At 41.4% G+C, this 23,904-nt stretch carries 22 protein-coding genes; 8 read left to right on the top strand and 14 right to left on the bottom strand.

Annotated elements, in window-relative coordinates:
- Positions 1–106: 106 nt before the first annotated feature.
- The 5 genes from PSE60_RS12350 to fixA all read right to left on the bottom strand — a co-directional run bounded on the left by PSE60_RS12350 (position 107) and on the right by fixA (position 4,860).
- Positions 107–1,432 (bottom strand): MFS transporter, encoded by a 1,326-nt coding sequence (locus PSE60_RS12350; protein WP_371032047.1) that lies wholly within the window; start codon positions 1,430–1,432, stop codon positions 107–109.
- An 80-nt stretch (positions 1,433–1,512) separates the two neighbouring features.
- Positions 1,513–1,800, bottom strand: a complete 288-nt coding sequence (fixX, locus tag PSE60_RS12345) for a ferredoxin-like protein FixX (protein WP_004914610.1) — start codon at positions 1,798–1,800, stop codon at positions 1,513–1,515.
- The gene (fixC, locus tag PSE60_RS12340) at positions 1,797–3,083 is read right to left on the bottom strand and encodes an FAD-dependent oxidoreductase FixC (protein WP_272665589.1); all 1,287 of its coding nucleotides are present in this window, start codon (positions 3,081–3,083) and stop codon (positions 1,797–1,799) included. The genes fixX and fixC overlap by 4 nt, the downstream gene beginning before the upstream one ends.
- A gap of 53 nt (positions 3,084–3,136) precedes the next feature.
- A complete protein-coding gene (locus PSE60_RS12335; RefSeq protein WP_272665588.1) occupies positions 3,137–4,078 on the bottom strand; it encodes an FAD-binding protein in 942 nt (313 codons plus the stop codon).
- A gap of 11 nt (positions 4,079–4,089) precedes the next feature.
- Positions 4,090–4,860, bottom strand: a complete 771-nt coding sequence (fixA, locus tag PSE60_RS12330; protein WP_109911882.1) for a putative electron transfer flavoprotein FixA — start codon at positions 4,858–4,860, stop codon at positions 4,090–4,092.
- Between the two features lie 511 nt (positions 4,861–5,371).
- Here fixA and caiT point away from each other — a divergent pair.
- From caiT to caiE, 6 genes are all read left to right on the top strand, one after another.
- On the top strand, positions 5,372–6,889 hold the full coding sequence (gene caiT, locus PSE60_RS12325) for an L-carnitine/gamma-butyrobetaine antiporter (RefSeq protein ID WP_004914596.1): 1,518 nt from the start codon (positions 5,372–5,374) through the stop codon (positions 6,887–6,889).
- A gap of 34 nt (positions 6,890–6,923) precedes the next feature.
- Entirely contained in the window at positions 6,924–8,066 is a 1,143-nt protein-coding gene (gene caiA, locus PSE60_RS12320) for a crotonobetainyl-CoA dehydrogenase (protein WP_004914593.1), read from the top strand.
- Positions 8,067–8,129: 63 nt separating this feature from the next.
- On the top strand, positions 8,130–9,350 hold the full coding sequence (caiB, locus tag PSE60_RS12315; RefSeq protein WP_272665587.1) for an L-carnitine CoA-transferase: 1,221 nt from the start codon (positions 8,130–8,132) through the stop codon (positions 9,348–9,350).
- A gap of 71 nt (positions 9,351–9,421) precedes the next feature.
- Positions 9,422–10,981, top strand: a complete 1,560-nt coding sequence (gene caiC, locus PSE60_RS12310; protein WP_272665586.1) for a crotonobetaine/carnitine-CoA ligase — start codon at positions 9,422–9,424, stop codon at positions 10,979–10,981.
- A gap of 88 nt (positions 10,982–11,069) precedes the next feature.
- Positions 11,070–11,855 carry a crotonobetainyl-CoA hydratase gene (gene caiD, locus PSE60_RS12305; protein ID WP_272665585.1) on the top strand — a complete coding sequence of 262 codons (786 nt, stop codon included), beginning with the start codon at positions 11,070–11,072 and terminating at the stop codon, positions 11,853–11,855.
- Positions 11,856–11,878: 23 nt separating this feature from the next.
- Positions 11,879–12,472: a carnitine operon protein CaiE gene (caiE, locus tag PSE60_RS12300; RefSeq protein ID WP_210840191.1), complete on the top strand. Its 594-nt coding sequence runs from the start codon at positions 11,879–11,881 to the stop codon at positions 12,470–12,472.
- Between the two features lie 78 nt (positions 12,473–12,550).
- Here the strand turns inward: caiE and caiF are convergent, their stop codons facing one another.
- From caiF to xseB, 4 genes are all read right to left on the bottom strand, one after another.
- A complete protein-coding gene (caiF, locus tag PSE60_RS12295) occupies positions 12,551–12,943 on the bottom strand; it encodes a carnitine metabolism transcriptional regulator CaiF (protein ID WP_004914580.1) in 393 nt (130 codons plus the stop codon).
- Positions 12,944–13,540: 597 nt separating this feature from the next.
- Positions 13,541–15,406: a 1-deoxy-D-xylulose-5-phosphate synthase gene (dxs, locus tag PSE60_RS12290; protein WP_272665584.1), complete on the bottom strand. Its 1,866-nt coding sequence runs from the start codon at positions 15,404–15,406 to the stop codon at positions 13,541–13,543.
- A gap of 249 nt (positions 15,407–15,655) precedes the next feature.
- Entirely contained in the window at positions 15,656–16,573 is a 918-nt protein-coding gene (ispA, locus tag PSE60_RS12285; RefSeq protein ID WP_272665583.1) for a (2E,6E)-farnesyl diphosphate synthase, read from the bottom strand.
- A 3-nt stretch (positions 16,574–16,576) separates the two neighbouring features.
- Entirely contained in the window at positions 16,577–16,828 is a 252-nt protein-coding gene (gene xseB, locus PSE60_RS12280; RefSeq protein WP_272665582.1) for an exodeoxyribonuclease VII small subunit, read from the bottom strand.
- A 220-nt stretch (positions 16,829–17,048) separates the two neighbouring features.
- Between xseB and thiI the strand changes: the two genes are divergently transcribed.
- Positions 17,049–18,500, top strand: coding sequence for a tRNA uracil 4-sulfurtransferase ThiI (thiI, locus tag PSE60_RS12275; RefSeq protein ID WP_272665581.1), 1,452 nt, complete (start codon positions 17,049–17,051; stop codon positions 18,498–18,500).
- 70 nt (positions 18,501–18,570) lie between these two features.
- On the opposite strand, the gene PSE60_RS12270 is transcribed toward thiI, so the two are convergent.
- From PSE60_RS12270 to panE, 3 genes are all read right to left on the bottom strand, one after another.
- Positions 18,571–18,714 carry a Hok/Gef family protein gene (locus PSE60_RS12270; protein ID WP_272665580.1) on the bottom strand — a complete coding sequence of 48 codons (144 nt, stop codon included), beginning with the start codon at positions 18,712–18,714 and terminating at the stop codon, positions 18,571–18,573.
- A gap of 270 nt (positions 18,715–18,984) precedes the next feature.
- Positions 18,985–19,578, bottom strand: coding sequence for a protein deglycase YajL (gene yajL, locus PSE60_RS12265; protein ID WP_272665579.1), 594 nt, complete (start codon positions 19,576–19,578; stop codon positions 18,985–18,987).
- Positions 19,541–20,452 carry a 2-dehydropantoate 2-reductase gene (gene panE, locus PSE60_RS12260; RefSeq protein WP_272665578.1) on the bottom strand — a complete coding sequence of 304 codons (912 nt, stop codon included), beginning with the start codon at positions 20,450–20,452 and terminating at the stop codon, positions 19,541–19,543. Before panE ends, yajL begins: the two co-directional genes overlap by 38 nt.
- A gap of 188 nt (positions 20,453–20,640) precedes the next feature.
- On the opposite strand from panE, the gene PSE60_RS12255 reads away from it, so the two are divergent.
- Positions 20,641–21,132 carry a YajQ family cyclic di-GMP-binding protein gene (locus PSE60_RS12255; protein WP_210836504.1) on the top strand — a complete coding sequence of 164 codons (492 nt, stop codon included), beginning with the start codon at positions 20,641–20,643 and terminating at the stop codon, positions 21,130–21,132.
- Positions 21,133–21,180: 48 nt separating this feature from the next.
- Here PSE60_RS12255 and PSE60_RS12250 read toward each other — a convergent pair whose 3' ends face one another.
- Both PSE60_RS12250 and cyoE read right to left on the bottom strand, forming a co-directional pair.
- The gene (locus PSE60_RS12250) at positions 21,181–22,542 is read right to left on the bottom strand and encodes an MFS transporter (RefSeq protein WP_272665577.1); all 1,362 of its coding nucleotides are present in this window, start codon (positions 22,540–22,542) and stop codon (positions 21,181–21,183) included.
- Between the two features lie 471 nt (positions 22,543–23,013).
- On the bottom strand, positions 23,014–23,901 hold the full coding sequence (cyoE, locus tag PSE60_RS12245) for a heme o synthase (RefSeq protein ID WP_272665576.1): 888 nt from the start codon (positions 23,899–23,901) through the stop codon (positions 23,014–23,016).
- Positions 23,902–23,904 lie beyond the last annotated feature (3 nt).

Raw genomic sequence — 23,904 nt, 5'->3', positions numbered from 1 at the left:
TTTATGTATGCTCCTAGGGATTAGTTTCTCTTGCTGCCTTGGTGCTGCACGAATTATTTAGCGTATTTGATGTGATTGTTTATCGTAGTAACTTCTTTTGCTTCTTTTACTTCTTTCCACGCCGGATACCCATCACTGAGGTTTGTGCTAGGGTTAACCCTTTGGTTTCTGGGGCAAATAAAATCGAAACAATCAGTCCAAGCAAAGAAACGCCTGCACCCATCAAGACCACCGAACTGACACCATATTTAGTGATAAATAGCGGTAATGCCCATGTTGAAAAAATGGTTCCAATACGGCTGATGGACATAATGACCCCAACGGCAGAGGCACGAATATCGGTTGGAAACAGTTCGTTAGGGTAGAGCCATTGTAAAATACCGGGTCCCCCTGAGAAAAAAGCGTAAATCCCAAACATGATAATCACAAGGCAAATACCAAGGTTTGAGAATAACCCAAGAATGGCAAGTGCAAGGGTCATAATGGCAAAGCTACCAATCAATAATGGTCGCCGTCCCATTTTATTCAGCCAATACATCGCAGGTAAGCAGCCTAGCATAAAGAATAAGCTGATAACTACGTTACCGAGTGCAGCGTTTTTTCCTTGATCCCACCCCAACTGCCCAACAATTTGTGGTCCAAAAGTGTAAATTGCAAACATTGGGATCACTTGGCAGGTCCAAATAATGGCGGTGAATAGGACGAAGGAAAAATGCCTTTTAGTGAATAATTGAAGAAAGTGTGTTTTTTGTTGTTCTTCAGCTTCGAATATCACGGGTTGACCAAACAACTTTTCCATCATTTTTTCACATTCTTTAACGCGCCCTTTGCGAATAAGCCAAAGAGGTGATTCAGGTAAATCAAAACGACCAATCAAAATAATAATACAAGGGATCACTGAGCTACCAAGCATCCAGCGCCAGCCATCTTCTACATCATATAGTATATAGCCAACGAGATTGGCACAGGTGGCACCGACATACCACATTGCTGCAATAAACCCGACAGCAAATGCGCGTTGTTTGGTATTGGAAAATTCGGTGATCATTGATGTTGCAATTGGGTAATCTGCACCTATTACAATCCCGATTAAGAACCGCATGATAAGCAGCTCCATCGGTGTTGAGACAAACATGGTCGCGACTGAAATGGCACCAATGGCAACAATATCAATTAAAAACATTTTACGACGACCGACTTGGTCGCAAATATAGCCAAATAGAGAAGTACCGATGAACAGGCCCGCCAAGGTTGCAGCGCCCAATAAGCCAATCCAGTCACTACTTAAACTTAATACGGGGGTGAGTTGTTCTAAGGCAACGCCGATCAGGACTAATACATAACCATCCAGAAAAGGCCCACCGCTACCCCACAGCATGATCCGTCGGTGAACGGAGGAAAATTGAATATCATCAAAACTTTTTGGTTTCATTATGGATGTATCCCTGATCAGCGCAAATAAACGCTTGAAAACTCTCGAAGTTATTAGCTTCGAGAGCGATGCTAAATAACTCAGCCGTAACGAAATTCAATACCAAAAGTGCCGCGTGGGTATTCCCATTTTTCTAATGCACTATCTAAGCCAAGAATGCGGCAGGTTCCACATTCGAGACAGCCGGCATAATCGAAACGTACTGAGCCATCTTCTTGTTTTTTATATAATCCCGCAGGGCAAGCTTTAGTTAATGTATCGAGCACATTCATATCTGGATGCTCTTTTATCACAATATGCGGGTTTTCTTCATCGACATTAAATTTATTAATACCGAGTTTGACATCAACGTTGACTGGATTACTCATATTGCTCTGACTCCTTTAATTCCATCCTTGAGCAAGTTCATAAAGCCCACTTTTTTCGCGTGTTGTAACATGGTCTTACGTAAAGGAACAGGTGCTTCATCTGAAATAGTGAAGAGTTTTTTTGCAATACCAACCGCCATTTCTGGATAAGCAGAAAACATCCGCGGGTTATCCAAAAACTCAGGCATTTTTTGGTACATTTTCATGTCCCGTAATGGGCCTTCGTTGAGCAGTGCGAGGTATTGATTTAAATTTTGTTTGCTGAAATCGTCAGTTTTCATTGCGCTAAGTACCGCTTTTGCTGCGGCTTCACCTGAAGCAACGGCTAAGTCCATACCACGAATAGTAAAACCTAAATTCATACACATACCCGCAGCATCGCCCGCGATTAACACACCATCGCGAACCAGTTCTGATTGCATTTTTAAACCCGCTTCAGGGACGACGTGCGCGGCATATTCGACCATTTTTCCACCTTCAATCAAAGGTGCAACAGCCGGATGTTGTTTAAAGTCTTCAAGCATTTGCGGAACAGATTTTTTAGCCTCTTTAATGTGGTGTAGGCCACAAACTAAGCCGAGTGAAATCGTGTCTTCATTGGTATAGAGGAACCCACCGCCCATCAAGCCATCGGTTGGTGAGCCAGCAAATAGCCAAGCAACACCCTCTTTTTCTTTAAGGTTAAAACGGTTAGCTAGGACATCTTTTGGTAGCTCAATGAGCTCTTTTACACCAACAGCAACATGTTCTGCATTGACGCGTTTAGTCATGCCAAGTTGTTCAGCCAGCAGTGAATTGACGCCATCCGCTAAAATGACCACTTTAGCTTCAAGTACATCACCATCAGCCTCAACACCAACTACCTTGCCATCGCGTTCTACTAACTTATCAACCCGAATACCTGTAATACACTGGGCTCCGGCATTTTCGGCTTGTTCAACTAGCCATGGATCTAATTTACCGCGTAGTACAGACCAAGACGTTTCATCTGGGCTTTGTTCTGAGCCATTTTGGAAATCAACCGTAACAGCGCCAGTTTCGGTCATAAATGACAGTTTTTCGCGTGTGATCATACGCTCGAGCGGTGCTTCTTGGGTAAAGCCTGGAATAATGCGTTCTAAGCTATGGGCATACATTCGCCCACCTGTTACGTTTTTGCCGCCCGCGTAGTTTCCTCTTTCGATTAGGAGAACTTGCGCACCTTCACGGGCAAGCACCAATGCAGCTACAGAGCCAGCTAGACCTGCGCCTACAATGATTGCATCAAAAATATCATCGGACATAGTTTCTCCAAGGTCACTAAAACAGTGAGGAAAATGCCTCACTGTTATTAAGTTTATTTCGCCAGTTGTTGCGTTAACGCAGGTAAGATTTTGAACAAATCGCCAACGATCCCGTAGTCTGCAAATTGGAAAATAGGGGCGTTTTTATCTTTATTGATAGCGACGATCGTTTGTGCGCCATTCGCACCGACCATATGTTGAATCTGCCCTGAAATGCCGATGGCAAGATAAAGTTCAGGTTTGAGCATTAAGTTAGAAATACCCACATAGCGCTCATGTTCCATCCATTTTTCATTTTCTGCGACTGGGCGAGAACAAGCGATTTCAGCACCGATGGTATCGGCAAGCGTTTTGGCGATAGCAATGTTTTCTTGGCTACCAATACCTCGCCCGACACTGACAACTAAGCGTGCTTTATCTAATTCAACTGAGCTACCTGCTTTTTTCTGAATCGAGGTACGTACAATAGATTGTTTTGGTTCGACCCATTGTGTAGCTTGAGCTGCGCCGTTACGTGATGCATCACTCGGTGCCGCTTCAAATGTACCAGAGGTAAGGGTTGTAATTGAAAATGTGCTATCTAGGGTTTCTTGGCCGAAGGCTAAGCCGCCATAAACCATATGTTTAATCAGTGGTTTTCCAGATTCAATTGTGATTGCAGCAGCATCATTGGAAACAGCCGCTTGTAGTTTGGCACCTAAGCGTGCTGCGAGTAATTTTCCTCTGCGGGTGTTTGGTAATAATAGTAAACCGTTGTCGCCTTGTTGTTTGATGGTGGAAACCATCGTGTCCGCGTAGTCTTCAATAATGCGGTCATCGGGTTTACCTGTTAATAGAAAAACGTGTGAAGCGCCAAGTTGGAAAGCTTGTAAGCTTTGTGCTTCATCAAGGGCGAAAACATTCACTTGCTCACCAAGCGAGAGGGCACCACCGATAAGTTCAGGTAAGCGAGAAGTCATATCACTAAATACCCAAACGGTTGATAATTTGCTCATAACTCCTCCAATTAAATGATTTTTCTTAAATGTTCAGCAAATTGCGCAATTTGGTCATCGCCATCACCTTCAATGATGACCCGCTGGCGGACTTTTTGTTTCGGTGCGGCGATAGATTGAGACGATAATGCGGCAACGTTATCTAAGCCAATATCTGCCATCGTCCAAGCTTGAACAGGTTTCTTAGCCGCACCTAAAATGGCTTTCATTGAAGGAATAACAGGAACGTTAATGTCGGAGGTTACAGCGATAATGGCCGGTAATGGCATGGATAGCGTTTCAATTTCATCTTCTAGCTCACGTTCTACAATGACCGTATCAGCTGTGATAGAAACAATTTTTTTCACACCATTAATGGCAGGAATTTGCAGCGTTTCACCTAATAAAATGCTCACTTGTTGTGCATTGAGATCCGCGGAGCCATCACCGCAAATAATTAAATCAAAGCCCACTTTCTGTGCTGCTGCACCAAGGGTAATGGCAGTTTGATGGGGAAGTGCATGCTCAAGTTGGTCATCAATCACAACAACAAGCTCATCTGGGCCTCGCGATAGCACATCTTTACGTGCTTTCATATTTGTGAGCGCTTTACCACCAATACTTAACGCAATCACTTTGCTGTCAGCTTGCTGCGCTTTTATTTGATTAGCGGTTTCAATTGCATTTAAATCATATTGACTGATTTTGGTATCGGCACGTGAAAAATCTAAAGAACCATCTGCGCTATTTACAATAATATCTTGTTCATCAGGAACAGATTTATAGCATGTAATAATATTCATTACATCTCCTAAAATAATATTAATAAATATGATCCGTTTCGGTTTCGGATTATATAATTATCATGAACTGGATATTTAAAAATAAAACCTAAGTCACCAATATTGAAAACCTTAAATTAAAGTGGGTTTAAATATTCATACTGATACCCTACTCACCAATATTGTAAAAATCATCTAGTTATCAATGAAATGTTCAATATTGCTACTGGAATCACCAATACTGAAGGTATTTAATAACATTAACGTTACACAATATTTTATCTCTATGTATTTATTGGTGTTTTAATTATTAAAGTTAATAACAATTATTTATCACGAATAATATTGTGACCTTTATAACAGAATTGTTTATGGGGACTAGACATGATTTGGATAGAATTTGAATTAATACTTAATTAGGTTTATTGGGATTTAATAATAAATATAAGTTTTAAATGAATGTAAGTGTTAGGTGTTGAGAATAATATTTATTTTAAAGCTTATATATTAAATAATAAATTGGGATCGAACTATGAGCAAAGAAAATAAAAAAGGTGGAATAGAACCGAAGGTTTTTTTTCCACCGTTGATCATTGTTGGACTACTGTGTTGGTTAACTGTTCGTGATTTAGATGCGTCAAATGAAGTTATCAACCAAGTTTTCAGCTATGTCACCAATGTGTGGGGCTGGGCATTTGAGTGGTATATGGTTGTCATGTTTGGTGGCTGGTTTTGGTTGATTTTAGGGCCTTATGCGAAGAAGCGCTTAGGGGAAGAAAAACCTGAGTTTAGCCGAGCAAGCTGGATTTTCATGATGTTCGCATCTTGTACTTCAGCCGCTGTACTTTTCTGGGGTTCGATTGAAATATTCTACTATGTATCTGCGCCTCCATTTGGTTTTGAGCCTTATTCAAATGAAGCGAAAAATATCGGGTTAGCCTATAGCTTATTCCACTGGGGACCGCTCCCATGGGCGACTTACAGCTTCTTATCTGTCGCATTTGGTTACTTTTTCTTCGTTCGTAAAATGGATGTTATTCGCCCAAGTAGTACGCTGGTTCCATTAGTGGGTGAGAAACACGTAAATGGTTGGTTTGGAACCATTATTGATAACTTCTACTTGGTCGCATTGATTTTAGCAATGGGAACGAGTTTAGGGCTAGCGACACCACTGGTTACCGAATGTATTCAATACCTGTTTGGAATTCCTCATACCCTTGAGCTCGATGCCATCATTATTTTCTGCTGGATTATCCTGAATGCAATTTGTGTGGCTTTTGGTTTGCAAAAAGGGGTGAAAATCGCCAGTGACGTCCGTAGCTACCTGAGTTTCTTGATGCTGGGATGGGTATTTATTGTTGGCGGAGCTAGCTTCATTGTGAACTATTTTACCGATTCTATCGGGGTTCTAATGATGTATATGCCACGCATGTTGTTCTATACAGATGCAGTCGGCAAAGGCGGTTTCCCACAAGGTTGGACCGTATTCTATTGGGCGTGGTGGGTAATTTATGCCATCCAAATGTGTATTTTCCTTGCACGTATCTCTAAAGGCCGTACCGTCCGTGAGCTGTGTATCGGCATGGTAGCAGGCTTGACGGCAGGAACTACGCTAATTTGGACAATATTAGGCAGTAATACCCTACAACTGGTAGACCAAAACATTATTAATATCCCAAAGCTGATTGAAGAGTTCGGCGTCGCACGCGCCATCATTGAGACATGGGCAGCTTTACCTTTGAGCACTGCAACAATTTGGGGCTTCTTCATCCTCTGCTTTATCGCCACCGTGACACTGATCAACGCGTGTTCTTATACACTCGCGATGTCAACTTGCCGTGCAGTGAAAGATGGCGATGAGCCACCGTTATTAGTGCGTATTGGTTGGTCTGTCTTAGTCGGTGTTATCGGTATTGTCTTGCTGGCTTTAGGCGGATTAAAACCAATTCAAACCGCGATAATTGCCGGAGGATGCCCACTTTTTTTCGTCAACATCATGGTAACGCTCTCCTTTATTAAAGATGCCAAAGTGCATTGGAAAAATGACTAATTTATTCAAAAACAACATGTAAGAGGTTATTGATATGGACTTTAGATTGAATGATGAACAGGAGCTGTTTGTCGCAGGGATCCGTGAACTGATGGCCAGTGAAAACTGGGAAAGCTATTTCGCCGAATGTGACCGCGACAGTAAATATCCTGAACGCTTTGTCAAAGCCTTAGCGGATATGGAAATCGATAACCTGCTGATCCCAGAAGAACATGGCGGCTTAAATGCAGGGTTTATCACCGTTGCTGCGGTATGGATGGAGCTTGGTCGCCTTGGAGCACCAACCTATGTGTTATACCAATTACCGGGCGGTTTTAATACGGTACTTAGAGAAGGGACTCAAGAGCAAATTGACAAAATCATGGCATTCCGTGGTACGGGCAAACAAATGTGGAACTCGGCGATCACTGAACCGGGTGCGGGCTCTGACGTGGGGAGCTTACAAACGACTTACCAACGCCGTAATGGCAAAGTGTATTTGAACGGTAGCAAATGTTTTATCACCAGTAGTGCTTACACCCCATACATTGTGGTGATGAGTCGCGATGCGGATTCACCAGACAAACCTGTTTTCACCGAATGGTTCTTAGATATGAGCAAACCAGGTATCAAGGTGAACAAACTTGAAAAACTGGGTTTACGCATGGATAGCTGTTGTGAAATTACCTTTGATAATGTCGAGCTGGATGAAAAAGACATGTTTGGCCGCGAAGGTAACGGTTTTAACCGTGTAAAAGAAGAGTTCGACCATGAGCGTTTCTTAGTGGCATTAACTAACTATGGTACAGCGATGTGTGCGTTCGAAGATGCGGCTCGTTACGCTAATCAGCGTGTTCAATTCGGTGAAGCTATTGGTCGTTTTCAGTTAATTCAAGAAAAATTTGCACATATGGCGATCAAGCTCAATTCAATGCGCAACATGTTATATGAAACTGCATGGAAGAGTGACAACGGATTGATCACCTCTGGTGATGCAGCAATGTGTAAATACTTCTGTGCAAATGCGGCATTTGAAGTCGTGGACTCTGCGATGCAAGTACTCGGTGGTGTAGGAATTGCAGGTGAGCACCGGATTGCCCGTTTCTGGCGTGACCTTCGTGTGGATCGCGTATCAGGTGGTTCAGATGAAATGCAAATACTGACATTAGGCCGTAGCGTACTGAAACAATACCGCTAATAACTGAACGTAATGGGATGGCTTTCAAGAGAAGGCCAACCCTGTTTCACAGGAGATAAGAACATGGCAGAGCATCTACCTATGCCAGAATTTGGCCCTCTAGCTGGGGTTAGAGTGGTATTTTCAGGAATTGAAATTGCTGGCCCATTTGCAGGGCAAATGTTTGCAGAATGGGGCGCTGAAGTGATCTGGATAGAAAATGTCGCTTGGGCAGACACTATTCGCGTTCAACCCAACTACCCACAGCTGTCACGGCGTAACTTACGTGCGTTATCATTGAATATTTTCAAAGATGAAGGACGTGACGCGTTTCTAAAACTGATGGAAACAACCGATATCTTTATTGAAGCGAGTAAAGGCCCTGCATTTGCTCGTCGTGGTATCACGGACGAAGTACTTTGGGAACATAACCCTAAACTGGTCATTGCACACTTATCCGGTTTTGGGCAGTACGGAGACCCGCAATATACCAACCTCGCAGCGTATAACACTATTGCTCAAGCCTTCAGTGGTTATCTGATTCAAAACGGTGATAAAGACCAGCCAATGCCGGCTTTCCCCTACACAGCAGACTATTTTTCTGGCATGACGGCGACAACTGCCGCACTGGCAGCACTGTATAAAGCCCGTGAGACTGGAAAAGGTGAAAGTATTGACGTTGCCATGTATGAAGTGATGTTGCGTATGGGGCAATACTTCATGATGGACTACTTCAATGGTGGGGAGGTCTGCCCACGTATGACAAAAGGGAAAGACCCCTATTACGCAGGGTGTGGCCTATATAGTTGTAATGATGGCTATATCGTGATGGAAATTGTTGGTATCACGCAAATTCAGGAAATTTTTAAAGATATTGGGTTGGCGCATCTGTTAGGTACACCAGAAATACCGGAAGGCACACAGCTAATTCACCGTGTGGAATGCCCTTATGGGCCTTTAGTTGAAGAAAAACTCGATGAATGGCTAGGTTCACGTTCGATTGATGAAGTGTTAGCAAGACTCGCGGAATTGAATATTGCTAGCGCCAAAGTCCTTACTATTCCTGAGTTAGAAACCAATCCTCAATACATTGCACGCGAATCTATTACCAGTTGGCAAACAATGGAAGGAAAAACCTGCCGTGGTCCTAACGTCATGCCTAAATTCAAAAATAACCCCGGACAAATTTGGCGAGGCATGCCATCACACGGTATGGACACGACAGATATCTTAAAAAATATTGGATACAGCGAAACTGATATTCGGGGGTTAGTCGATAAAGGGCTAGCCAAAATAGTTGATTAATTGAATGGGTACTCAGGTCAATGATGACTATTGAGCTGAGTATTCATCAGGGAAATGATGGGTAACAATTAATGGATGTAATCGGTAAACAAAATTTGCGTCAAATGTGGGATGACTTAGCGTTAACCCATGGAAACAGCCAGGCGCTTATCTTTGAATCCTGCGATGGAAAGACTAGCAAGTTCAGCTATTTAGAAATGAATCAGCACATTAATCGCACCGCCAATCTCTTTTTAGCCTATGGCATTCAAAAAGGCGATAAAGTGGCTTTACATTTAGATAATTGCCCGGAATTTTTCTTTTGCTGGTTTGGCTTGGCTAAAATTGGGGCGATTATGGTCCCGATTAATGCGCGTTATAAATACAATGAAAGTGCTTGGATCATGCAGAACTGCCAACCCAAAATGGTAGTCACTCGTTCCTCTTTCTTAGATATTTATCAACAAGTATTCGCTGATGAAGCGACAAGCTTAGAACATATTTTTTTGATTGCAGATACGCAAATTGAACCCGTAGAGCATATTTCTGACTTTTGGTTTGAACAGTCACAACAACATACGCAATTGACTCAATTTGTTGAATTGAGTGTCGATGATACGGCCGAGATTTTATTTACCTCTGGAACCACCTCGAAGCCTAAAGGGGTAATTATTACCCACTATAACCTCCGCTTTGCCGGTTATTACTCTTCTTGGCAAAACAGCTTACGTTCTGATGATATTTATTTAACGGTCATGCCTGCTTTTCATATTGACTGCCAATGTACAGCTTCTATGGCTGCATTCTCTGTCGGTGCGACGTTTGTGTTATTAGAGAAATACAGCGCACGCCGTTTTTGGCAACAAGTGGTGAAATACAAAGCGACTGTCATCGAACTTATCCCCATGATGATCCGCACATTGTTAAGCCAGCCGCTGGCGGATAACGAAAAAGAGCATTGTTTACGAGAAGCGATGTTTTACCTCAATTTAAGTGAAGAGGAACGCGACCAGTTTATGGCCCGGTTTGGGGTGAAGCGGTTTTTAACTTCGTATGGGATGACGGAGACTATTGTTGGTTTGATTGGTGACCGGCCTGGTGATATGCGTCGCTGGCCGTCCATTGGTCGCCCGGGTTTTTGTTATCAGGCACAAATTCGGGACAGAAATAACCAACGTGTTGCTACGGGGGTTATTGGTGAGCTCTGTGTGAAAGGTGAGCGTGGTAAAACCCTTTTTAAAGAGTATTACAACAACCCTGAGGCGACAGCAAAAACCTTTGATGAAGCGGGATGGATGCACACGGGGGACTTTGCCTACCAAGACGAAGACGGCTTTTTCTATTTTGTCGATAGAAGCAGCAATATGATCAAACGCGGTGGGGAAAATGTTTCTTGCAGTGAAATCGAAAATATTATCGCCTCACACCCTGCCATTGTGGATGTAGCAGTGATCGGCGTTGCGGATGATATCCGAGATGAAGCGATTAAAGCCTTTATTGTGCTTGAAGAAGGGGAGACTTTAACTCAGGAAGAGTTCTTTGCTTTTTGTGAAAAACAAATGGCGAAATTTAAGGTGCCAACATGTGTTGAGGTACGTAAAGATTTACCGCGTAACTGCTCTGGAAAAGTATTGAAAAAACATCTGCAATAATCGACAAACTTGATTAATTTTGCATACATTTTCGGGTTGCATACCTGCAACCTGAAGCATCACTGCACGACGAAGAAAGGATTATATTATGAGCGAATCATTAAAAATTACCCGAAATGGCGCTATTTTAGAAATCATACTCGATAGACCTAAAGCCAATGCAATAGATGCAAAAACCAGTTTCAAAATGGGGGAAGTTTTCCTTAACTTTCGCGATGACCCTTCGTTGCGTATTGCAATTATTACAGGGGCAGGAGAGCGATTTTTCTCTGCCGGCTGGGACTTAAAATCGGCGGCAGAAGGTGAAGCCCCTGATGCTGACTTTGGTCCAGGTGGTTTTGCCGGTTTGACTGAAATTTTTAATCTAAACAAACCTGTTATTGCGGCGGTGAATGGATATGCATTTGGTGGCGGTTTTGAACTGGCTTTAGCGGCAGATATGATAATTTGTTCTGAAAATGCCAGCTTTGCATTACCTGAGGCCCAGCTTGGGATTGTTCCAGATAGCGGGGGGGTTTTACGTTTACCTAAAATTTTACCTGCACCAATCGTGAATGAAATGGTGATGACTGGCAGAAGAATGGATGCACAAGAAGCTTTACGTTGGGGAATTGCTAACGATGTGGTGCCTATTGAGAGTCTGATGGATAAAGCTCGTGAACTTGCAGAACAAATTACGCAAAGTGCGCCATTAGCAGTCTCTGCCCTAAAAGAAATTTTCCGCGCGACAGCGGAGCTCACTGTCGAAGAGGGTTATAAATTAATGCGCAGTGGTGTACTGACAAACTACCCTGCAGTTTTACATTCCGAAGATGCAACAGAAGGCCCACTGGCATTCTCCGAAAAACGTTCACCAAGTTGGAAAGGGCGCTAGTTAAGCTAGCAGCGAGGTGAATTTTGAGTTTTTACGCTTTTGAAGGGGTTATCCCAGTTGTTCATCCTACCGCATATGTACACCCATCAGCGGTAGTGATTGGTGATGTGATTATTGGTGAAGGGGTTTTCGTTGGGCCGAATGCCTCTTTACGTGGGGATTATGGCCGCTTGATCATAGAAAAAGGGGCGAATATTCAGGACTGCTGCATTATGCATGGCTATAGTGATGTCGAGACCATTGTCCATGAATGTGGGCATATAGGTCACGGAGCTATTTTACATGGATGCATTATTGGCCGTGATGCTTTGGTAGGAATGAACAGTGTTGTTATGGATGGCGCTGTGATTGGTGAGGAAAGTATTGTTGCTGCGATGAGTTTTGTTAAGGCCGGTTTTCAAGGCGAAAATCGTCAGATGTTGGTCGGAAGTCCTGCTCGTTTTTTACGCTCAGTGACTGATGAAGAACTGCATTGGAAGCGGTTAAATACGAAAGAATATCAAGATTTAGCAGGCCGATATCAGCAACAATTACAGGAAACCCAACCGCTGACAGAGCTTGAAGTTAATCGCCCCAAATTATTTGGTACAACGGATGTAAAACCTAAGGGGCAGTAATTCACTAAAAGGCCGTAAAATAAAAAACGCAGATGGTGAAGTCTGCGTTTTTTATTGGTATAAAACTGAAAAATAAGTTTAACGACGCTGTGCTTTTGATAGCATCCATTGCCATTTTTGTTCTCGATTTAATTCACTTGGTGGCATAGACGCCGCTTTCATTGGGGAATCGATAGTGACTTTTTCAGTTTGATGGCTTCTTAAACGAGCATAAAGCTGGTTATCAATTTTCTTAACTTTAATAAGCCGCTGACATTGACAGCCTCGTCCCGATAATTTATTGGGGATCATTTTTACTTCACACTGAATTTCAGCAACATCAGATAAAATATAAGAAACAATATTGACAGCATTAGGATGCGGAATATCAAAGTGATTAGATATTTCTCTAGCCGTAGTCCAATGGCCTTGTTTCATTACCCAGTTTGCGATAGATAAATACAAGGGTTCATTAATATATTGTCCACACATAAGCGCTCCCAAATCTATTTATTAAAATTGGCTAAATAAAAAGAAACTATATGCAAATTGTAGTTGGAATAGCGTTTATTTGTTTCCTGGTTTGTTAATTAAGAAAACAAAATAATTAATTATTAACTTCTGGTTAAAATTGTTAAAATAATATATTCGTTTTTAATGTTAATTATCATTATTTTAATATAAAAAACTTATATTTCATAATGATAGGTTTCGAATATAATTCAGAGCCTAAATTACGCCGTCATACAGTGACAAACTTCATATTAATGGATTTCAAAATGATTTGCATGCCTTTATTGTGAAAATTTACATTCAAGACAAAAGTTTTGTTTATATTCTGATTTTAGGTAAATAACTGAATATCGTTGTAGATAAACTGATTATATTTGGTTTTATATTTGATTGTAATGATCTTGAAATATAATAAAAATGTGACATGGGTGATTTTTTTTAATTGAACATTAGCGAGTAAGCAATAACAAAGAGTTAAATAATTTTCTAATATATTAAGAAAGAGAATAAGAGTGATTGGCTTTGCAATTGAATAGAGCATTGCATGTTGATGCAATGCCCTCCTAGAGATAAAAATTATTTGGCTAAGTAGTTATTAATAGAATTAACAATACCTGTGGAATCTAAGCCCAGTTCAGCAATAAGTTCTTCTTGGGTACCTTGAGAAATAAAATAGTCAGGCAAACCAAGGTTTAAGGTTGGAATGATTTTTTTCTCATGCATTAAGAATTCATTCACTCCGCTACCAGCCCCACCCATGATGGCATTCTCTTCGAGAGTGACAAGTACATCATGAGTATTGGCCATTTCAAGGATAAGCGCTTCGTCTAAAGGCTTTACAAAACGCATATCAACAACAGTTGCATTAAGTTGCTCGGCGGCGACCAATGCGTGGCTTAATAAGGTACCAAAGCATAAGATAGCGACTTTTTCACCTTGACGACGAACAATCCCCTTACCAATAGGCAGCAATGATAACGGCTGTAACTCAGCGCCTGTTCCTGTGCCTCGAGGGTAACGTACAGCACATGGACCATCTTGGTAATGATAGCCAGTATGTAGCATTTGGCGGCACTCATTTTCATCACTTGGAGCCATAATAACCATGGTTGGTATACAGCGCAGGAATGAAATATCAAAAGAACCTTGGTGAGTTTGCCCATCAGCCCCCACAATACCGGCTCGGTCGATCGCAAACATAACAGGCACCTTTTGGATAGCCACATCATGAATGACTTGGTCGTAACCGCGTTGTAAGAAAGTCGAATAGATAGCAACGATAGGCTTATAGCCACCAATAGCAAGGCCAGCGGCAAAGGTGACAGCATGTTGCTCGGCAATTGCGACATCGAAGTATTGATCAGGGAATTCTTTAGAAAACCGAACCATACCAGAGCCTTCTCGCATCGCAGGGGTGATAGCCATCAACTTGCTATCATCTTTAGCCTCTTCACACAGCCAATCACCAAAAATTTTAGAGAATGTCGGCCCCGTCTCTTTGCTTTTGGGCAAAGTGAATGTACTTGGGTCAAATTTAGGGACTGCATGCCAGCTAATTGGGTCTTTTTCTGCCGGCTCATAGCCGCGACCTTTCTTGGTCATGATATGTAAAAATTGCGGTCCTTTTAAGTCACGCATATTTTTTAACGTTTGAACTAAGGCAACAACATCATGGCCGTCAACAGGGCCAATATAGTTAAAACCTAATTCTTCAAACATGGTCCCCGGTACGACCATGCCTTTAATGTGTTCTTCAGTCTTTTTCAGTAATTCTTTGATAGGTGGCATGTTAGAAAAAACTTTTTTCCCACCTTCACGTAATGTTGTATAGAGCTTTCCAGAAAGTAAGTGAGCTAAGTGATTGTTTAGTGCGCCAACATTTTCTGAAATAGACATTTCGTTATCGTTTAAGATAACCAACATGTCAGGTGCGGCATCTCCTGCATGGTTCATTGCTTCAAATGCCATTCCAGCGGTGATGGCGCCATCACCAATCACACAAACTGTTTTACGGCTTTGTTGCTCTTTTTCTGCAGCAATGGCCATACCTAAACCGGCACTAATGGATGTTGAGGAATGGCCAACACTTAAAATGTCATATTCACTTTCTTCGCGCCATGGAAAGGGATGTAGGCCATCTTTTTGACGGATGGTATCAATACGGTCACGGCGACCCGTTAATATCTTATGTGGGTAGGCTTGGTGGCCGACATCCCAAACAAGATTATCAAATGGGGTTTTATAGACATAATGTAATGCAACGGTGAGTTCAACAGCACCGAGGCCAGAAGCAAAGTGACCGCTAGAGCGACCCACGCTACTCAGTAAGAATTGTCTGAGTTCATCACAAAGCTTAGGCAAACTTTCTTTAGGCAACAGACGAAGCTCATCTGGTGTCTCTGCCAAGGCTAGCGTGGGATATTTAGCGATATCAATACTCATTAGTTGCTCACTTATAATTAATAAAAAACCCAACTTACCTAGCCACAGTAAAATGACTATTCTCAGTATTTAGCAGCATAAAGCTTCTATCTGCTGTTGGGTTGCCTTCGTTTATCGTCTGCCTATAACTCGAGTGATTAAGAAGTAATCCATCTATTTTTTTGGTTATAGGAATGATTCGAAGATGCATTAGGGTAATAAATTGCCGTAATTATCGATCTTCTTGTAGCCAAAAGGCAAAGCATATTGTCAGCTTTTACGTTCAATAATGAAATTAGCTAAAGCGCTTAGCATTTCTATATTATATCCATGGGACTGGAGAGTCTCTAAAGCGTCTATCGCATCATGATATAGCTCACGTGCTTTTTTTTGAGCTGCTTCAAGCCCTAATAGCGATGGATAGGTGCTTTTTTCATGTTCAGCATCCGTTCCTTGGCGTTTACCCGTGACTTCGCTATCACCGATAACATCTAGAATATCGTCCTGTACTTGAAAGGCAAGACCGATGGATTGTGCATATTTGTCTAAAACAGGCAGTAATTTTTGACCTTTTTCACCTGCAGCGAAAGCACCAAGACGGATTGCTGCACGAATTAATGCCCCTGTTTTATGTTGATGAATGCGCTCGAGAGATTCAAGGTCAACTTGCTTTCCTTCTGCATCTAAATCAAGAGCTTGCCCGCCACACATTCCTGCTAAGCCACTTGCATATGATAACTCTGCAATCATTGCTATGCGGTCTTTGTCTGTCACATCTGGCATTGGTGCAGATGACAACAATTGGAATGCCAATGTTTGTAATGCATCTCCAGCAAGCACTGCATTGCCTTCACCGTATTTAATGTGGCAAGTTGGTTGGCCACGACGCAGATCATCATCATCCATTGCAGGTAAATCATCATGGATTAATGAATAAGCATGAATACATTCGACTGCGGCAGCTGGGGCATCAAGATTTTCTTGGCTAACACCAAACATAGAACCGATGGCATAAGTTAAAAATGGACGTAAACGTTTTCCACCCAATAATGTGCCATAGCGCATCGCCTGAGCAAGTGGAAGGTCTGCAAACGGCAGCGTATTTAAGGCATCTAATAGGTATTGATTGACTCTGTCGTAGGCTTGCTTTTGTTGCTGCGTAAAGCTATCTAAATGTTGTTCAGACATAATTTATTCAGTATCAGGTGAAAAATCGGCTAGAGGTTTATTTTCGTCATCGTTTAGCAAAATTTGTACACGTTGCTCTGCTTGCTGTAATACTTTTTGACCTTGTTTAGCAATTTGAACACCACGTTCAAACTCATTAAGGGCATCTTCTAAGGGAAGTTCACCGGATTCTAGGCGAGCGACGATCTGCTCTAGCTCTTGAAGCGAGTTTTCAAAACTAACAGTCGGAACTTGCTGAGTTTTTTCTTTAGCCATAGTCTTTAGCCACTAATGTGAAATCAGTTAATTCGAGGGATTTTAAATATTCAGCAGACTAACGCAGTCTTGCTACGGTTACAATTTATTATTGGGGTTTTTAGATTCAACCCGCAAGATAGTGTTATAATACGCCTCTTTATTGACAATTGGTAACGTGTCATGTGTCTCTGTTAAGGCACATTCATTTGCCCTCAACCACCATGAACATGCAGCTATTATGAAGTTTATCATTAAGTTATTCCCAGAAATTACCATTAAAAGCCAAACTGTTAGGCTACGTTTTATTAAAATTTTGACCAGTAATATCCGTAACGTGCTTAAACCACTTGGCGAAGAGATTTCGGTTGTCCGTAATTGGGATAACATTGAAGTGCGTGTGAAGGGAGAAACAAAACACGACGAAATTTGTGACATGCTAGGGCGCATTCCAGGTATTCACCATATTCTTGAAGTGGAAGAAAAACCATTTACCAGTCTACATCATATTTACGAAATGACACACGAAGCTTATGGTGAATCATTAGAAAATAAAACATTCTGTGTGCGGGTAAAACGTCGCGGTAAACATGAATTTTCATCTATCGACGCTGAACGGTATATCGGTGGTGGGTTAAATCAACACATTGCCTCTGCAAAAGTTAAGCTTAAAGACCCTGATACCACGATTCACTTAGAAATCGAAGATGATAAACTTATTTTAGTTAAAGCACGCATTGAAGGTATCGGTGGTTTCCCTATTGGGACTCAAGAAGATGTGTTATCACTCATTTCGGGTGGTTTTGATTCAGGTGTATCGAGCTATATGTTAATGCGCCGTGGTTGCCGTGTTCACTACTGTTTCTTTAATTTAGGCGGTGCAGCTCATGAAATTGGTGTGAAGCAAATCGCACATTATCTGTGGAATCGTTTTGGTAGCTCCCATAAAGTCCGTTTTATTGCTGTAAACTTTGAGCCCGTTGTCGCTGAAATTTTAGAAAAAGTTGATGATGGCCAAATGGGGGTTGTGCTCAAACGTATGATGGTAAGAGCCGCATCTAAAGTCGCAGAGCGTTATGGCGTGCAGGCGATTGTCACGGGTGAAGCACTTGGGCAAGTTTCCAGCCAAACCCTAACAAACTTACGTTTGATTGATAATGCGTCTGATACCTTAGTATTAAGGCCATTAATTTCCCATGATAAAGAACACATTATCAAACTAGCTCGCCAAATTGGCACTGAAGATTTCGCAAAAACCATGCCCGAATATTGCGGTGTGATTTCAAAAAGCCCAACAGTTAAAGCAGTGAAGGCACGTATTGAAGCAGAGGAAGACAATTTTGATTTTGGTATTTTAGAGTCTGTTGTTGAACAAGCGCAAAATATTGATATTCGCCAAATTGTGCAAGAAAGCTTAGAAAAAGTCCCTGAAATTGAAATGGTGAGTGAGCTTTCAATTGAAAATGAAGTGATTTTAGATATCCGTTCAATTGATGAATTTGAAGATAAGCCGTTGTCTGTTGAAGGTATGGAAATTAAACATATCCCATTTTATAAACTCAGTACACAGTTTGGTGACTTACCAAAAGATAAAACCTATTTATTATATTGTGACCGTGGGGTAATGAGCCGCTTGCAAGCGCTATACCTAAAAGAGCAAGGTTATGAAAATATAAAGGTTTATCGCCCGTAACGTAAAACAGGGTGCTTGTATCACCAACTCATCAACAAAGAGAAATGTGGGGGAAATTTCCCCCACCAGACTACTTATCGCAGGATAACGTAGCTTGAACCAGCGTGCTTCCGCTGCTGATACTGAAAGAGCATAGCCTTTCTTGCATCAATAACGAAAAACACAACACCGTAAGACACACGGTAACTAGCCCCAGAAGGGCAATTTTGGCCATTCCTCTTGACTCCTTTTCTAAAAGGAGACAGAATCAAATTGTTGAGATTTGGAAACTGCCTCGGATTAAGATTAACATCTAAATTCGGGGCTTTCGTCTTTTTGGCTCTCACAAATGCTTGAACCAAACTGATCCAAGCACCCGTAGCTGATAATAGCAAAAAATGGGGGCTAACAAAGTTTTTTTACTGCTGTTTTTGTTTTTAATTTCTTTTAATTCAATTGGTTAATATAGTTTTTAAACTCATTTTTTATGCTTATACTTTCGCACTTAATCTTCTAAATAATCGTTGATCCCATTCGGTAAAACTAACTGAGCTGCCACTTGGCCTGCAATTTCGCGCCCGACCAACAACTCAATTAATTTTAACGCAAAATCAAAGGAAGTAGCGGGTCCTTGGCTGGTTAATAAGTTAACTCGCTCATCAAAGTAGACTCGGCGGTCGACCCATTTATGGGCTGGAATTTTATCTTTCATTGATGGAAAACCAGTCATATTACCTAGCGGAAACAATTGGTGATATTCAAGTACAAGCGCTGGCGCCGCACAAATAGCCGCCACAATTTTACCATCAAGATGCATTCGGCGAACTTTTTCCACAACCAGTGGGCTATCACGAAATGTTTCCGCTCCAGTCATACCACCAGGCAGTACAATGGCATCAAAAGGTTCATCAGCAACTTTAATCAACGGGGTATCGGCAATAATTTTTAGGCCTCGTGAAGCGGTAATGGTTAAAGAACCATCTTCCGTCACGCTCGCTAAAGTCACATCAATGCCTGCTCTAACTAATAAATCAGCAGTAGTGGTAAATTCAATTTCTTCACTACCATGAGCGATGCAGATTAGAACGGAAGTCGTCATATTGTTGTTCTCTATTTTTGACTAAATGGTAAAGGCGATCGTTTTCAGGCGTACTGATCCCATGAGCTCGTGCTTGTTTGATTAAAAAGCCAGTGATGTAATCAATCTCTGTACGGCGATTATTTCGCATATCTTGTAACATAGAGGAATAGTTATCAGCGGTATTATTGATAATGCCGTAAATATACTCAGTCAGCTCTGCTTTATCCGTATGCAGCCCTTCTGCCGCCATAACATGACATATCTCATCAATGATCCGAGATATTTGCGTGGAATGCTGGATTAATTCACCATTCTTACAGTTATGTTCGACAGTTAGGGGGTTAATGACACAGTTTACAATCAATTTACGCCAGCAAGTGGTTAAAATATTATTATGCCAAGCCACATCAGGTAAGGCTTCATGCAAGATATCCGCTATTGGGTAGTAAGCTTGTGCATGGGAATTGATAGCACCGATATGCGTGATTCCATTTGCGACATGAAATACTTGGTTATTTTCTTGCCAAGCCGCATGGGTTGTGACGCCCGCTAAGATAGGGTGGCGTAAAGGCGCCAGCTCTTCAATCGTTCCCATGCCATTATGCAGTAATAAAATAGGGGTGTTTTCTGGGATATTACCCAGCAAAGGCAGCAGCGCATCAGAAACTTGCCATGCCTTCAAGCAAATAATAATGAGTTCACTCGTTTGTAAGTGGTGAATGTTATTACAAGGGATTAGCTCTCGGAAATTACGACCATCGGGCTCATTCACATCAACAAATAAATCTGGTTGAGCAACACGCAACCAGCCTTGGGTGTCATGCCCTTGTAACGTGAGTGAAGCCAGCCACAGTTTACCTATCGCACCGCAACCAATTAGGGTTATTTTCATTGTTTCCCCTTTGAAATAATCTCTAACGTCTTATTCAGCAAGGCGGAAGTGATTTCTTTTCAGTATAACCTTTTAATCAGTGTAATTGTAGTTAGTGAAGCTGCGCATATCCCTGATAACTTGAAGTGAGGCAAGTAAAGACGTTATCATGCATATAACTTAAAAAATTATTGGTAGAGGTTTTAGCTATGCCATCATTTGATATTGTATCTGAAGTTGAAATGAATGAAGTGCGTAATGCGGTAGAAAATGCGCAGCGTGAGTTAACCAGCCGTTGGGATTTTAAAAATGTCGAAGCCAGTTTTGAGCTTAATGACAAAAATGAGTCGGTTAAAATCACTAGCGAATCTGATTTCCAAGTACTTCAATTAGTTGATATTTTAAGAGAAAAAATGGCGAAGCGTGGTATTGATGGGGCGGTGTTGAATGTTCCTGAAGATATCGTTCACAGTGGAAAAACTTACAGTGTTGAAGTAACTTTCAAACAAGGTATTGATAGCGCCATTGCTAAGAAAATTGTGAAACTAATTAAAGACAGCAAATTGAAAGTTCAAGCTCAGGTGCAAGGCGACCAAGTACGTGTAACGGGAAAAGCGCGTGATGACTTACAATCTGTCATGGCATTAGTGCGCGGCGGTAACTTAGGCCAACCTTTCCAGTTTAATAATTTTCGTGATTAATAATTTCGATATTAAATTGTTAGCCCGTTTTGACGGGCTAATTCTGACTTATTGATTAATGATCGCTTCAAGCTGCTCTCGATTGATAATTTTCCTATCTACTTTAACGTAAGCACTTAATTCTTCGTCTACAACTAACGCTTCCATGACACCATGTTGCGCCTGCAACCTCTGTTCAAGAGCTCGGGTATTCTTAACGTGTTTAGGCAACTCGATACGAATACTGCTGACATAAGGCGGCTGTTGCATGGTTAAGCTAACGATAAACCAGATAATCGTTAAAATTAAGCCACCAATAAAGACTGTACTCGCGCCTTCAAAGTTATACAGCCACCCACCGACAATACCGCCAATGGCAACACCTAAAAACTGACTGGTGGAGTAAACGCCCATGGCTGTTCCTTTGTAGCCCGCAGGCGCCTCTTTGCTTATGAGCGACGGTAAAATGGCTTCCATAATATTGAAAGCAATAAAAAATAGTTGAATACCTAAGAAAATCACCCATAAGTGATTATCAGAAAGCCATAAGGTAATTTCAGCCAATGCTAAAACGACAATACAAAATAAGAAGACCTGCTTCATTTTGCGGTATTTTTCCGCATAAATTATGAAAGGAAGTACAGTGACAAAGGCGATTAACATCGTGATTAAATAGGCTTTCCAATGGTCTTTCGCTAAAAAACCAGAATCAGTCATAATAAGAGGTAAAGCAACAAAACTAGACATCAGTAGGGTATGTAAACTAAGGATACCTATATTTAACTTGAGTAGTTGAGGGTGCATTAAAACTGTTTTTAAATTACCTTGTACAAATGCAGACTCACGGTTTAAAACATGAGTATTGGTATTAGGAACAATAAAAACAGTCACTGCAATAGCACCAACTGCAAGTAGTGCAATTCCCCAAAATAAACCACTTAGACCAACCACGTTAGTGAGAATGGGACCAAGCACTAGGGCAATGGCAAAAGTTAAACCAAAACTAATACCTAAAAAGGCCATAGCTTTAGTCCGATTTTGTTCTCGAGTTAGGTCAGAAAGTAGTGCCATGACGGCAGCAGAAATGGCACCGGCGCCTTGTAAAGCACGCCCAATAATAATTCCCCAAATTGAATCACTTAATGCCGCAACGATACTTCCGATAATAAAAACGAATAACCCAATAATAATTAAAGGCTTTCTTCCAATTTTGTCTGACATCAAACCAAAAGGGATCTGGAAAATAGCTTGGCTAAGACCATAGATACCAATAGCGACACCCACTAAGAACTCGTTAGCTCCCTGTAAATGCATCCCATAGCTGGTCAAAATAGGTAATACCATAAACATTCCAAGCATTCGCAAGGAGAAAACAGAGCCTAATCCCCAAGTGGATCTAAGCTCTGTGGATGTCATTTTGTTATCATTCATTTTTATTCTTCATATTTCGTGCTGTAGCGGTGTTGGCTTCTCTCAGCTACCTAGGTCACATACTTATGTATGCTCCCTAGGATATCTTCGTTTGCCGCCTTGCTACAACTCGAACTATTTTGAATAAATTCGTTTTATGTTGTAGCAAAATTATTTAAATCAAATTACTTGTGTTTCGTGCTGTAGCGGTGTTGGCTTCTCTCAGCTACCTAGATCACATACTAGTAAATACAACAAGTTGAATAAATATGGATTACGCTATGGTGTTATATTTTTAGTATCAATCTATTAGCATTTTAATAGTGCATTTAATATCTAGCTTATCAATGGCAAGCGGCTATTTAACCATAAAATAGATTCATAAGGATAGGCAGAATAAGTAAAAGTGAGTTGTAAAAGCAGTTAGAGACAAATAAAAACGGCGGGGAAGGCCCGCCGTTTAGACATTGTTATCATCAGTAAACAGATAAGTTATCTGACGAGAGCTATAACAGTATCGCTTGAAACTATAGGGTCAACTGACATCATTACGCTCAATGAAGTAATTGCTACGATTGAGAAGATAAACAGTTTTCTTGCCCAGACTCGGTCGTCATTTTCGGTTTTGAAACCCGAAATTGCCATACCTAGCCACCATAAGCTGACTGCTGCACCTACAATGAGGTACTTATAGCCCGCGTATCCACTGATAGCTAACATTAATGTTGCGACCATAAACGCTAGGATATACAGGAAGATGTGCGTTTTCGCGACGGAAATTCCTTTAATAACCGGTAACACAGGAATGTTTGCGGCTTTGTAATCCTTAAAACGGAAGATAGCAATGGCATACGAGTGAGGCATCTGCCACAAGCTGAAAATTAATAACAGGATCAACGCACCTGCATCAAATTCATTTGTAACAGCGCAGTAACCGATAACCGGTGGTGCTGCGCCTGAAAGGCTGCCAATCAGCGTGCCATAAACGGATTTACGTTTCATATATAGGCTATAAACACCTACATAAACAATGAAACCGATAACTGCAAGCAGCATTGCCAGCGCATTGGCTGCTACAAGTAGCAGCACCATACCAGCAATACCCAATGCAGCAGCGTAAATCAGGCTAACTTTCGGATCAATCAACCCTTTAACTAAAGGGCGATTCTTCGTTCTTTCCATGATACGGTCGATATCACGGTCGATGTAGTTGTTAAAAACACAACCAGAAGCCACGACCAGTGATACACCCAGCAAAGTCGCAACGAACAGTGGGTAATCAATTGACCCTTTTGAAGCCAATAAAAAACCACCGATCACAGATATCAAGTTTCCGAATATAATTCCTGGTTTGGTCACTTGCAGGTATTGCTTAAACATATC

This window comes from Providencia sp. PROV174, assembly GCF_028480685.1.
GTDB lineage: Bacteria > Pseudomonadota > Gammaproteobacteria > Enterobacterales > Enterobacteriaceae > Providencia > Providencia rettgeri.
This window is presented reverse-complemented; position numbering and strand designations above follow the sequence as displayed.

What these genes read in the sequence shown, in the direction of transcription:
- PSE60_RS12350 (WP_371032047.1), bottom strand. Translation starts at nt 1,432, where the DNA reads ATGAAACCAAAAAGTTTTGATGATATTCAATTTTCCTCCGTTCACCGA.
- fixX (WP_004914610.1), bottom strand. Translation starts at nt 1,800, where the DNA reads ATGAGTAATCCAGTCAACGTTGATGTCAAACTCGGTATTAATAAATTT.
- fixC (WP_272665589.1), bottom strand. Translation starts at nt 3,083, where the DNA reads ATGTCCGATGATATTTTTGATGCAATCATTGTAGGCGCAGGTCTAGCT.
- PSE60_RS12335 (WP_272665588.1), bottom strand. Translation starts at nt 4,078, where the DNA reads ATGAGCAAATTATCAACCGTTTGGGTATTTAGTGATATGACTTCTCGC.
- fixA (WP_109911882.1), bottom strand. Translation starts at nt 4,860, where the DNA reads ATGAATATTATTACATGCTATAAATCTGTTCCTGATGAACAAGATATT.
- caiT (WP_004914596.1), top strand. Translation starts at nt 5,372, where the DNA reads ATGAGCAAAGAAAATAAAAAAGGTGGAATAGAACCGAAGGTTTTTTTT.
- caiA (WP_004914593.1), top strand. Translation starts at nt 6,924, where the DNA reads ATGGACTTTAGATTGAATGATGAACAGGAGCTGTTTGTCGCAGGGATC.
- caiB (WP_272665587.1), top strand. Translation starts at nt 8,130, where the DNA reads ATGGCAGAGCATCTACCTATGCCAGAATTTGGCCCTCTAGCTGGGGTT.
- caiC (WP_272665586.1), top strand. Translation starts at nt 9,422, where the DNA reads ATGGATGTAATCGGTAAACAAAATTTGCGTCAAATGTGGGATGACTTA.
- caiD (WP_272665585.1), top strand. Translation starts at nt 11,070, where the DNA reads ATGAGCGAATCATTAAAAATTACCCGAAATGGCGCTATTTTAGAAATC.
- caiF (WP_004914580.1), bottom strand. Translation starts at nt 12,943, where the DNA reads ATGTGTGGACAATATATTAATGAACCCTTGTATTTATCTATCGCAAAC.
- dxs (WP_272665584.1), bottom strand. Translation starts at nt 15,406, where the DNA reads ATGAGTATTGATATCGCTAAATATCCCACGCTAGCCTTGGCAGAGACA.
- ispA (WP_272665583.1), bottom strand. Translation starts at nt 16,573, where the DNA reads ATGTCTGAACAACATTTAGATAGCTTTACGCAGCAACAAAAGCAAGCC.
- xseB (WP_272665582.1), bottom strand. Translation starts at nt 16,828, where the DNA reads ATGGCTAAAGAAAAAACTCAGCAAGTTCCGACTGTTAGTTTTGAAAAC.
- thiI (WP_272665581.1), top strand. Translation starts at nt 17,049, where the DNA reads ATGAAGTTTATCATTAAGTTATTCCCAGAAATTACCATTAAAAGCCAA.
- PSE60_RS12270 (WP_272665580.1), bottom strand. Translation starts at nt 18,714, where the DNA reads ATGGCCAAAATTGCCCTTCTGGGGCTAGTTACCGTGTGTCTTACGGTG.
- yajL (WP_272665579.1), bottom strand. Translation starts at nt 19,578, where the DNA reads ATGACGACTTCCGTTCTAATCTGCATCGCTCATGGTAGTGAAGAAATT.
- panE (WP_272665578.1), bottom strand. Translation starts at nt 20,452, where the DNA reads ATGAAAATAACCCTAATTGGTTGCGGTGCGATAGGTAAACTGTGGCTG.
- PSE60_RS12255 (WP_210836504.1), top strand. Translation starts at nt 20,641, where the DNA reads ATGCCATCATTTGATATTGTATCTGAAGTTGAAATGAATGAAGTGCGT.
- PSE60_RS12250 (WP_272665577.1), bottom strand. Translation starts at nt 22,542, where the DNA reads ATGAATGATAACAAAATGACATCCACAGAGCTTAGATCCACTTGGGGA.
- cyoE (WP_272665576.1), bottom strand. Translation starts at nt 23,901, where the DNA reads ATGTTTAAGCAATACCTGCAAGTGACCAAACCAGGAATTATATTCGGA.